This window comes from Bradyrhizobium sp. RP6 (genome assembly GCF_003837805.1).
In the GTDB taxonomy this organism is placed as follows: domain Bacteria; phylum Pseudomonadota; class Alphaproteobacteria; order Rhizobiales; family Xanthobacteraceae; genus Bradyrhizobium.
In genome coordinates this window covers 34740-46075 of sequence record NZ_RQIT01000008.1, presented here as the reverse complement: position 1 = coordinate 46075, position 11336 = coordinate 34740, and the positions used below count along the sequence as shown (strand labels likewise).

Annotated in this window: 9 protein-coding genes; 3 read left to right on the top strand and 6 right to left on the bottom strand. The window is 64.7% G+C overall.

Annotation, left to right across the window (positions count from 1 at the left end; translation table 11 throughout):
- Window positions 1–51 precede the first annotated feature (51 nt).
- The 5 genes from EHH60_RS17155 to EHH60_RS17135 all read right to left on the bottom strand — a co-directional run bounded on the left by EHH60_RS17155 (window position 52) and on the right by EHH60_RS17135 (window position 6379).
- Window positions 52–3147 (bottom strand): MexW/MexI family multidrug efflux RND transporter permease subunit, encoded by a 3096-nt coding sequence (locus EHH60_RS17155; protein WP_124160635.1) that lies wholly within the window; start codon window positions 3145–3147, stop codon window positions 52–54.
- 68 nt (window positions 3148–3215) lie between these two features.
- Entirely contained in the window at window positions 3216–4409 is a 1194-nt protein-coding gene (locus tag EHH60_RS17150) for an efflux RND transporter periplasmic adaptor subunit (protein WP_199751531.1), read from the bottom strand.
- Window position 4410: 1 nt separating this feature from the next.
- Window positions 4411–5112 carry a TetR/AcrR family transcriptional regulator gene (locus EHH60_RS17145; protein ID WP_124160634.1) on the bottom strand — a complete coding sequence of 234 codons (702 nt, stop codon included), beginning with the start codon at window positions 5110–5112 and terminating at the stop codon, window positions 4411–4413.
- Between the two features lie 137 nt (window positions 5113–5249).
- The gene (locus EHH60_RS17140) at window positions 5250–5840 is read right to left on the bottom strand and encodes a thiamine pyrophosphate-dependent enzyme (RefSeq protein ID WP_124160633.1); all 591 of its coding nucleotides are present in this window, start codon (window positions 5838–5840) and stop codon (window positions 5250–5252) included.
- The gene (locus tag EHH60_RS17135) at window positions 5837–6379 is read right to left on the bottom strand and encodes a phosphonopyruvate decarboxylase (protein ID WP_199751530.1); all 543 of its coding nucleotides are present in this window, start codon (window positions 6377–6379) and stop codon (window positions 5837–5839) included. The genes EHH60_RS17140 and EHH60_RS17135 overlap by 4 nt, the downstream gene beginning before the upstream one ends.
- 105 nt (window positions 6380–6484) lie before the next feature.
- On the opposite strand from EHH60_RS17135, the gene EHH60_RS17130 reads away from it, so the two are divergent.
- Both EHH60_RS17130 and rocD read left to right on the top strand, forming a co-directional pair.
- A complete protein-coding gene (locus EHH60_RS17130) occupies window positions 6485–7717 on the top strand; it encodes a cytochrome P450 (RefSeq protein WP_124160631.1) in 1233 nt (410 codons plus the stop codon).
- A gap of 227 nt (window positions 7718–7944) precedes the next feature.
- Window positions 7945–9159 (top strand): ornithine--oxo-acid transaminase, encoded by a 1215-nt coding sequence (rocD, locus tag EHH60_RS17125; RefSeq protein WP_124160630.1) that lies wholly within the window; start codon window positions 7945–7947, stop codon window positions 9157–9159.
- Between the two features lie 718 nt (window positions 9160–9877).
- On the opposite strand, the gene EHH60_RS38075 is transcribed toward rocD, so the two are convergent.
- Window positions 9878–10264 (bottom strand): hypothetical protein, encoded by a 387-nt coding sequence (locus EHH60_RS38075; RefSeq protein ID WP_245454513.1) that lies wholly within the window; start codon window positions 10262–10264, stop codon window positions 9878–9880.
- Window positions 10265–10315: 51 nt separating this feature from the next.
- Between EHH60_RS38075 and EHH60_RS38070 the strand changes: the two genes are divergently transcribed.
- Complete coding sequence (locus EHH60_RS38070) at window positions 10316–11236, top strand: Spy/CpxP family protein refolding chaperone (protein WP_245454512.1); 921 nt, start codon at window positions 10316–10318, stop codon at window positions 11234–11236.
- Window positions 11237–11336 lie beyond the last annotated feature (100 nt).

Here is an 11336-nt window from a genome sequence, read left to right as displayed (position 1 = left end):
GGGCGGCAGCGGATAACCGCTGCCGCCCCTGATCTGGCTTGCCTTGCGGCCTCAGGTCGGCCGCAGCGCCTTGGAACCGAGGTCGAGCTCGTTGACCTGCTTGTTCCGCTCCGAATCGGCCGCCGCGCGATGGTCGGTCGCCAGCACCACATAGACCGCCGGCAGCACGAATAGCGTGAACAGCGTGCCGATCGACATGCCCGCCACGACCACGAGGCCGATCGAGAAGCGGCTGGCGGCGCCTGCGCCGGTCGCGGTCAGGAGCGGGATCAGGCCGGTGACCATCGCGGCCGTCGTCATCAGGATCGGCCGCAAGCGGATGCGGGCCGACATTTCGATGGCGGAGCGGCGGTCGAGCCGCTCTTTGATCTGGAGCTCGTTGGCGAACTCCACCATCAGGATGCCGTGCTTGGTGATCAGGCCGACCAGGGTGAGCAGACCGACCTGGGTGTAGATGTTCATGGTCGCCGCGCCGAAGAACAGCGGGATCAGCGCGCCGACGATCGCCATCGGCACCGAGATCATGATCACCAGCGGATCGCGGAGGCTCTCGAACTGTGCGGCCAGCACCAGGAAGATGATGATCAGCGCGAAGCCGAAGGTGATCGCGAGTTGATTGCCTTCCTGCACATATTGCCGGGAGTCGGCCAGATAGTCGTGGCTGAAGCCCTGCGGCAGCTTCTTGGCCTCGCCCTCGAGGAAGTCGACCGCCGCGCCGACAGTCACACCCGGCATCGGCACGGCCGAGAACGTCGCCGAATTGAGCTGGTTGAAGTGAGTTAGCGAATTCGGGTCGGTCTTGGTTTCAATGGACACCACCGTCGACAACGGCAGCTGCTGGCCGGTATTGGTCGTCACGTAGTAGCCGCCAAGCGATTCCGGCGACAGCCGCTTGGCGCGCGGCACCTGCGGGATCACCTGGTACGAGCGGCCCTCGAGATTGAAGCGGTTGATGTAGTTGCCGCCGAGCAGCACCGCGAGCGTGGAGCCGAGGTTCTGCATGTTGACGCCGAGATCCTGTGCCTTGGTGCGGTCGATCGTCACCTTCACGTTCGGCTGGTTATAGGCGAGGTCGCTGTCGGAAACGATGAACATGCCGCTCTTGCGCGCAGCTTCCTTCAGCTTCTCCATCTGCTCATAGACCGTCTGGAACCCGGCGGTGGAGTTGATCACCATCTGGATCGGCAGGCCGCCCGGGCCACCCGGCAGCGGCGGAAGGTTGAAGGCGAAGGCCTGCACGCCCTCGATCTTGGAAAGCTCGGCTTGCACCAGCGGCTTCAGCTGGATCGACGAGCGCTTGCGCTCGTCCCACGGCTTGAGCAGCATGCCGGCGATACCTCCCTGCGGGCCGTTGATGCCGTTCAGCACGAAGCGCAGGTCGGTCTCGGGGAATTTCGCGAATTCCTTGTCGAGCTTTTCGCCGTAGAAATCGAGATAATCGATGTTGGCGTATTTCGGGGCCTTGGTCACTGCGAACACGATACCCTGGTCTTCCTCGGGCGCCAGCTCCTTGGAGGTGTGCATATAGAGGAAACCGACGAGGCCGAGGATCGTGATCGCAAACAGGCCGGTGATGGCCTTGTAGTCGAGCGAGCGATCGAGCTTGCGGCCGTACCAGCGCGTCATCGCGCCGAACACCCGGTTCACGAGCTTTGCGAAGCGGCCCTCCTCGGTGTTCTTCAGCAGCATCGAGCACATCATCGGCGACAGCGTCAGCGCGATCACGCCCGACACGATCACCGAGCCCGCGAGGGTGAAGGCGAATTCGCGGAACAACGAGCCGGTGAGGCCGCCGAGGAAGCCGATCGGCGCGTACACCGCCGCGAGCGTGATCGTCATGGAGATGACGGGGCCCACGATCTCGCGCGCACCTTGCAGCGAGGCCTGAACCGGTGTCTTGCCCTCCTCAAGGTGGCGATGGATGTTCTCCACCACGACGATGGCGTCGTCGACCACGAGGCCGATCGCCAGCACCATCGCGAGCAGGGTCAGGAGATTGAAGCTGAAGCCCAACGCCAGCATCAGGGTGCAGACGCCGATCATCGACAGAGGAATAGTGACGACGGGGATGATGACCGAGCGCAGCGAGGCCAGGAACAGGAAGATGACCACGATCACGATGATCACGGCCTCGCCGAGCGTCTTCTCCACCTCGTCGATCGAGGACTGGATGAACTTGGTCGAGTCGTAGGCGACCTTCATCTTCATCGATGGCGGCAGATTGCGCTCGAGCTCCGGGAACAGCGCACGCACACCCTTCACCAGCGTCAGCGGATTGCCCTGCGGGGTTGCCTGCACGCCGATGAAGATCGCGTGCTCGCCGTTGAAGGCAACGCTGGCGTCCGTGCTCTGGGCGGCAAGCTCGACGGTGGCGATATCCTCCATCCGCACGAAGCCGCCGTCCTTGGCCTTGACGATCATCTTCTTGAACTGATCGACATTGGTCAGGCCCGTGTTCGTGGAGACGTTCGAGACGATGAGATAGCCCTTGGTCTGCCCCGCCGCGGACTGGAAGTTGTTGGCGGTGATTGCCGCGGCGACGTCGGCCGGCGACACATTGCGGCCGGCCATCTTCACGGGATCGAGCCAAAGACGCATCGCGAAGGTCTGGCCGCCGAGAATGTCGGCCGAGGCGACGCCGTCGACCGTCGACAGCACCGGCTGCACCACACGCGTCAGATAATCGGAGATCGCCGAACCGGACAGTTCCTCGGACGAGAAACCGAGATACATCACAGCCGTGGTCTGGCCGGTTGTCTTGGTGACGATGGGATCGTTGGATTCCTTCGGGATCAGGTACTTCACCGAGTTCGTCTTCGCCAGCACCTCGGTGAGCGCCTGGTTCGGATCGAAGTTCAGCTTGATGTAGACCTGGATCGTCGAGGTGCCGAGCACGGAGGACGAGGTAATGTAGTCGACGCCCTCGGCGGAGGCGACTGCCTGCTCGATCGGCGTGGTGATGAAGCCCTGGATCAGGTCCGCGGACGCGCCGGGATAGACGGTCGTGATGTTGATGACCGTGTTCGACAGTTTCGGATATTGCCGAATCGGCAGCACCATCGCCGCGCGCAGGCCGATCAGCAGGATCAACAGGCTGACGACGACCGACAGAACCGGGCGCTTGATGAAAATATCGGTAAGGGCCATCGCGGCGATCTCGATTTCTTTATCTCAAGAGACGTGATCCGGCCGAGCCGGATCACGCGAGGATGTTGTCAGTAGCGCGGCGGCTGCGCCGGGATCGGCGGAGCCGGGTCGGTCGAGATCGATACCGGCGCGCCCGATTGCAGCTTGAGTTGGCCGACGGCAACGACCTTGTCGCCCGCCTTCAGGCCCTTGACGATTTCGACGCGACCGTCGACCCGGTTGCCGGTCTGCACGAAGGTGCGCACCGCCGAGAGGCTGGACTTGCCGTCCGCTTCCTTTTTCTCGGCGATCACGAAGACCGAGTCGCCGTACAGGGTGTAGTCGACCGCCGTCTCGGGCACGGTGATCACGGCCGGCTTGTCCGGCAGCACCACCGTGGTGGTCACGAACATGCCGGGCTTGAGGATCTTCTCCGGATTGGCGATCGTCGCCTGCACGCGAATGTTGCGGGTGTCGGCCGCGATTTGCGGCTCGATCGTGGTGATCTTGCCCTCGAAGGTGCGGCCCGGATAGGCGTCGACCTTGAGCCGAACGGCCTGGCCGACCTTGAGGTGGCCGGAGTCCTTTTCCGTCACCGTGAAGTTGGCCCACAACTCCGACAGATCGGTCAACGACACGATCGCCGTACCCGCCGTCAGATATTGGCCGACCTCGACCTTGCGCATGCCGAGATCGCCGGAGAACGGCGCACGCACCAGCTTCTGCGAGATCAACGCTTCGGTCTTGGCGATGCCGGCCTGCGCCTGGTCGTAGGCGGCCTGCGCGGTATCGACGGTCGCCTGCGGTCCGAACTGGCGCGAGGCCAGCTGCTTGGCGCGATCGAGCGACAGCTGCGCGACGGTCGCCTGCGCCTTGTAGTTGGCGAGGTCGCCCTGCTCCGGCGCGTCGAACAGCTGCACCAGCGGCGTGCCGGCCTCGACACGCGTACCCGGCTCGAACTTGATCTCGGTGACGCGGCCGTTGACGTCGGCGCTGACGTCGACCTGATGCACGGCGACAAGGCTGCCGACCGCGGTGAGCAGGTTCGGCACCACCTCGGACTTCGCCTCGGCCGCGCTGACGGCCGTCGGCGGCGGCTTGTTGTTGGCGAAGAACTGCTGGATCATCTGGCCGCGGAAATAATTGAACCAGACGAGGCCACCGACGAGCGCAGCCAGAAGCGCGCCGACGATGATGAACCAGAGCACTGGCCGGACCGGACGCTTGGGAGCCTTGTTGTCGATCGGTTGCCCCGAAATCTTGTGTTCGGCTACGATGTTCATGTCATGCACTTTCTGCAATCGCCGCCTTGCCGGCATCTGCGGCCTGATCGCGGCCCAGATGCGAAGCAATTGCGGCGTCGTTAAGTCCGATACCCCTCAGGAGAAACTCACAGAGCTGCCGCTGCAGGTCGTTCGCCTTGCCGTAAGCGAGACAAGGCGTGGCCGGCAGCCTGGTCAGCGCCGCGGTCATCACCGAATGATGCGCGAACCAGAACAGATTGAGCGGTTCGCCAACGCACGGCCGCGCGTCACCGCTCGCAATCGCGCGCTCGAGCGAGGTGACGAAGACAGCCCCGATCAGCGTCTCGATCTTGGCATACAGCAAGCGCGCGAATTCGCCATCATCCAGATGGCTCGTGGCCATCAGCCGCAGGCGCTGCGCCTCTTCCTGGTCGGGCCCGTCCGCGATCGCGAGGAAATGCTGAACCATGCCGCGGATCACTTCGACCAGCGTGGCGGTCGACGGCTCCCGTTCGAGCAGCTCCATCAGGGCCGGGTCCGCCTCGCATTCGTCGCTGAGGATCTCGGCATACAGCGCCGCCTTGGACGGGAAATGCTTGAACAGCAGCGCCTCGGAAATGGCCGCAGCGGCCGCCACGCTCTTCGTCGTGGTGCCGGTATAGCCATGTCGGGCAAAGCAGCGCTTTGCGGCACCGAGGATCAATTGACGCCTCAGGTCGCTTGTCATACGCAATGAGCTCATGCCGGGTGAGTAAGCACTCACCCACGCAGAAGTCAAGCACTATGTTGCATCGCAACCTGAATGCGCTGCGAATTCAGGGGAAATTCGCCCGCCACACGGCCTCCGTGCAAGGCACCCTGTTGAGGAGCAGCGCCGGGCTAGATCGGCTGGAAGCCGAGGTCGCCGCGGATCCGGTTAACGATGTAGGTCCCGTCCCGGCTTGGCAGGATCCGCTCCAGGCTGGCGCTGTCGATCTTCACATTGGCAAAGCGCGGCCCGGCCGAGACGTCGTGAACGGCTTTGGCGAAGGCCTCGACCTCGGCCATGGTCGTGACGGCACGGCTGTCCGCAATGCCGCATGCCTTGGCGACGCCGACAAGATCGGCGGCGGCCGAGGTGTGGCTGGTCTGCCCACCGGTCTCGCCATAGGCCTCGTTGTCGAGCACTACGACCGACAAGTTGGGCGGCTTCTGCAGGCCGATGGTGGCGAGGCTGCCCATGCCCATCAGCATCTCGCCGTCGCCGGTGATGACCAGCACCGGCAGCTTCGGCTGCGCCAGCGCGAGGCCGAGCCCGATCATCGCGGCGCCACCCATGCCACCCCACAGGTAGAAATTACGGGCGTGGTCGCCGGCCGCGCAGATGTCGTTGGTGGAGGCACCGAGGCCGCCGATCGCGACGACGCCCTTGCGGTCCGCGAGCAGGGTGGACACCACCTGGCGGCGGTCGAGGAGATTGGCCTTGCTCATTTGGTGAAAACCTTGGCGCCGATCAGGCGCTGCGACAGAAGGACGGCGGTCGGGGTGAGCGCGTTGTAGGCCTGCGCCGCGGCGGCTTCGAGCACGGCGGGCACCTCGGCCGCGTTCGAGGCGCGCAGCACCTTCACGCCGGAGAGCTCGAACACGCCCTGCGTGGTCGATCCCATCGGCACCTGCCACGGATTGAACTCGCCCCACTCGCCGCGCATGGTCACGAGCGTGAGGAAGGGAAAGCGCAGGATCGGGATCAGCGACAGCATGTTGATGCAATTGCCGACGCCGCTCGACTGCATCAGCAGCACGCCGCGCTGTCCGCCGGCCCAGGCGCCGGCGAGCAGCGCCACGCCCTCCTCTTCCGTCGTCAAGGGAATGCCGCGCATCGTGGAGGAGTCCAGGACGCGCTGGATCAGCTTGGAATGACCGGCGTCGGGCACGTACGGCACCTGCCGGACGTCGAAGCGTTGCAATGTCGCGAAAATGTCGTCAGGCCAACTCGGCGTCATGTCGGCAGCGTCAGGGCGTGCGTGCATTTTCCTGTCCGGTCGGCTAGCAAGGTGCAAAGACTGTAGACGCATGCACGCGCCAACCAGAACAACAAAAACGGCATATCGGCTTTAACCGGCGAGTATAACGGGATGAACGCAGATGCGAAGGCGCTGGCCGCCAGCTTCGACCTCGAGAAGCTGACGCCGGAGTTCTACGAAAACCCCTACCCCACCTATCGTGCACTGCGGGAAAACGAGCCGGTCAAGCGCCTGCCGAACGGCACCGTGTTCCTGACCCGCTACGACGATCTCGTCACCACCTACAAGAACACCAAATCGTTCAGCTCGGACAAGAAACGCGAGTTCGCGCCGAAATACGGCGACACCCCGCTCTACGAGCACCACACCACCAGTCTCGTCTTCAACGACCCTCCCTCACACACTCGCGTGCGCCGCCTGATCATGGGCGCGCTGTCGCCGCGCGCGATCGCAAGCATGGAGGGCGATCTCATCAAGCTGGTGGACGGCCTGCTCGACGCTATCGAAGCCAAGGGCGTTTGCGAGCTGATCGAGGATTTCGCTGCTTCAATTCCCATCGAGGTGATCGGCAATCTGCTCGACGTGCCTCATGACGAGCGCACACCGCTGCGTGACTGGTCGCTGGCGATCCTGGGCGCCCTCGAACCCGTGGTGTCACCCGAAGGCGCAGCGCGCGGCAACAAGGCGGTGACGGACTTCCTCGCCTATCTCGAAACTCTGGTGGCACGGCGGCGCGCCAAGCCAGGCAATCCCGAGCGCGACGTGCTGACGCGGCTGATCCAGGGAGAAGGTAACAGCGAGGAGAACGGCGAGCGGCTGTCCGAGAAGGAGCTGCTGCATAATTGCATCTTCCTGCTCAACGCCGGGCACGAGACCACCACCAACCTGATCGGCAACGGCCTCGTCGCGCTCGACCGCAATCCGGATCAGAAGCAACGCCTGATCGGCAACCCCGACATGATCAAGACCGCTGTCGAAGAGATGCTGCGCTACGAGAGCTCGAACCAGCTCGGCAACCGCATGACCACCGAGAAGGTCGAGCTCGGCGGCGTCATGCTCGATGCCGGCACGTCGGTGACGCTGTGCATCGGGGCTGCCAACCGCGATCCCGCGCAGTTTCCCGACCCTGAGCGTTTTGATATCGCACGCACGCCAAACCGGCACCTCGCCTTCGCCACCGGCGCGCATCAATGCGCCGGCATGGCGCTGGCTCGGCTGGAAGGCGCCATCGCGATCTCGCGCTTCCTGGCGCGCTTCCCGAACTATGCCGTGAGCGGGCAGCCGGTGCGGGGTGGACGGGTCCGGTTCCGCGGGTTTTTGAGCGTGCCCTGCACGATCCGCTGAGGCCTCCAAAACAAAAAGACGAAAACAACCCCATGCACAGTAGGGGCGGGGTCGATGAACGATACCCTGCGGATCCGCAGAACTATCGGACGTTTCAGGCAAATCGGGCTGCGCCACGCCATCGGCGCATGAAGGCTTCCAAGGAGGCCGGCGGATACCCAAATCAAGCTGAAGACCGCCGGTGCAGTCAGTTGAGGACCCCGTGCGCAGCAATGGAGTGACGACAGATGAGCTCGTCGGTCATTGATTTCATCACCACGGAAGCACGGTTCGGAGCCCATAATTACGAGCCGATCGGGGTCGTCCTGTCGCGCGGCGAAGGTGTCTGGGTCTGGGATACCGAAGGCAACCGGTATCTCGATTGCCTCTCGGCCTATTCGGCGGTCAGCCAGGGCCACTGCCACCCCAAGATCCTGGCGGCGATGGTCGAACAGGCGCACAGGCTGACGCTCACCTCGCGGGCCTTCCACAACGACCAGCTCGCCTTGTTCTACGAGGAGATCGCAGCGCTCACCGGTTCCCACAAGGTGCTGCCGATGAACAGCGGCGCGGAGGCGGTCGAAAGCGCGATCAAGTCGGTCCGCAAATGGGGCTATGAGGTGAAGGGTGTGCCGGACGGCCAGGCCGAGATCATCGTCTGCGCCAACAATTTCCACGGACGCACGCTCGGCATCGTCGGCTTTTCAACCGACCCCGAGACACGCACACATTTCGGGCCGTTCGCGCCTGGCTTCAAGATCATTCCGTTCGGCGACGCCGCGGCGCTGGAGAAGGCAATCACCCCAAACACGGTCGCCTTTCTGGTCGAGCCGATCCAGGGCGAGGCCGGCGTCGTCATTCCTCCAGCCGGCTATTTCACTGAGGTCCGCGAGCTTTGCACCGCCAACAACGTGATGCTGGTGCTCGACGAGATACAGACCGGGCTCGGCCGCACCGGCAAGCTGCTCGCCGAACAGCACGAGGGTATAGAGGCGGACGTGACGCTGCTCGGCAAGGCCTTGTCCGGCGGCTTTTATCCCGTGTCGGCCGTGCTCTCGAACAACGACGTGCTCGGGACTTTGCGACCCGGGCAGCATGGTTCGACCTTCGGCGGCAACCCGCTTGCCTGCGCTGTGGCGCGCGCGGCCATGCGCGTGCTGGTCGAGGAAGAGATGATCGAGAACGCGGCAAGGCAAGGCGCGCGCTTTCTGAAAGGCTTGCAGGACATTCGTGCCAATACGATCCGCGAGGTTCGCGGGCGCGGCTTGATGCTGGCCGTCGAGCTGCATCCCGAGGCCGGCCGCGCCCGCCGCTACTGCGAGGCGCTTCAGGGCAAGGGCATCCTCGCCAAGGATACCCATGAGCAAACGATCCGCATCGCCCCGCCGCTGGTGATCACAAGCGACCAGGTCGACTGGGCGCTGGAGCAGTTCGCCACCACCCTGACGCGGGATCTCTCTTGAGATTGCCTGCGTCGGAAGATCGCAATGCCGGCCGCTGCCAGGGACGAACCATTCCACGGTCTGTGCGTTGAAAGTCGTGGGCAATTACGAGTTGGGAGCGAAGATCATGCTTCCGCATGGCGTTTGCCTGACGGCTGTTTTGGTTGGCGTCTCGATGCTGACGACGAGCGTGTCGGCCCAGGGACCAGGACACGGACGGGGTGGACCACCAGGGCCAGCCGCAGCGCCGCCATCAGCACCACCGGCCATGGCCCGCCCGGCAGCACCACCGGCTATGGCTCGTCCAGCAGCACCGCCAGCCATGGCGCGTCCCGCCGCGCCGCCAGCCATGCCGCAGCGACCGGCGATGGCGCCACGTCCGGCGCCGCACATCGCCTCACCGCCACCGCGTCCGACCCCACATATCAGTGCCCCCCGAGCCGCCCCGCAGGTGGCAGCGCCCCGGCGCGAATTCCATCGCCCGCCGGCAGCGCCGCAACGTCCGGCCATGGCGCCGCGGCCGACGCCGCATATCGCCGCCCCTTCGCGCCCAAGTACACCCCCGGCCCTGAGCGAGCGTTCGGGACCGCCGCGTGAGATGCTTTCGCGCCAATCCGCCGAACGCCAGGACCGCATCGACCGCTTGCAGCAGCGCGTGCAGCAACTGCAATCGCAGAAGCCGAAAGGCGCAAGGGCCCAGCAACAGCAGCAGCGGTTGCTGCAGTCGCAGAGCCGTCTTCTAGAGCGTGAGCAGCGTGTCCAACAGCGCTCGCAGCAGGTCGAGCAACGGCAGCGCGAGATGCTGTCGCGCCAGACGACGGAGCGCCAGGCTCGCATCGAACGCCTGCAGCAGCGTGTGCAGCAATTGCAGTCGCAAAGGCCGGAAGGCGCGCAAGCGCAACGCGCACAGCAGCGACTGCTCCAGGCGCAGAACCGCTTGCTTGGCCGTGAGCAGCGCGCGCAGCAAATTGATCTGGCGCGCCAGCAGCGGCTTGGATTGCAGGCTCCGGCGGAGCGCGCTCCGGCACTTGCGGCCGCCGCGCAGGCCGCCGAGCGCGGACGGTTTGCGGCGCGCTTCCGCGAGCAGTCCACTTCGCAGACCCAAGCGGCTCTCGTCACGCGCCAAAGCGGCTGGGCTCCCCGACAGGCCTGGCGTCACCGTCATCCCGCGGTGTTCGTGGCGTGGCTTGGGCCCGTCTTCTGGCCTTACGCCTATTCCGACATCTTCAACTACACGTTCTGGTCCTATGGCTACGAGCCCGGATATTGGGCGTACGCCTATGACGACTTCGTCGACACCGTGTTCTGGGGTGGTGACGGCACCTATTCCGCCTACGCCAGCATCAACCCGTATGACTATCCGCAAGCCGGCGGCGGCTACCGCGCGCGCCAGCGTGCCAGCGTGAGCCCGCAGACGCTTCAGCAGTTGTGTGCCACGCCGGACAAGGGCGTGACCGCCTGGCCGCTTGCCGATATCGCACGGGCGGTGCGGCCGACGCCGGAGCAACGCGCATTGTTGGACGAGTTGAAGACGGCGGCGGCCAACGCTGCCGGTGTGTTCAAGGACTCCTGCACGGAGACTTATGCGCTGACCCCTCCTGGCCGCTTGCGGGCGATGATGAACCGCATCGGCGCGACGCTGGAAGCCGTCAAGATCGTTCGTCCGGCACTGGAGAATTTCTACAACTCGCTCAATGACGAACAGCAGGCCAGCTTCAACGCGCTTGGCCCCAATGTCGGCGAACGATCGCCGCAGCAGCAGGAGGCGAGTAGCGAAGGCTGCGCCGATCCGAAGTCCGGGCTCACGCAGTTGCCGATCCAGAGGATCGAGGCTGTGCTCCACCCTGCAGGTAAGCAGAAAGAGGCGCTCGATCGCCTGAGCGAAGCGACGGCGAAGGGGGTTGAGGGCCTGCAGGCGGCCTGTCCGAACGATGCGCCGCTGACACCGGTCGGACGGCTGGAGACGATGCAGCACCGGCTCGAGGCCATGTTGACCGCCGCCAAGCTGGTCGAGCCTGCGCTGGACGAGTTCTATGCCACACTGAGCAGCGAGCAGAAGGCGCGCTTCAACACGCTGCAACAGGTCGCAAGCCCGTGAGGATGGCATCGCGTTCTCGCGCTGCAATTTGCGCAGCGGTCGAACGACGCCGGGTGACTGGGGCATGTACTCATTGATCGGCTGGCCGACTGGTGTCGGG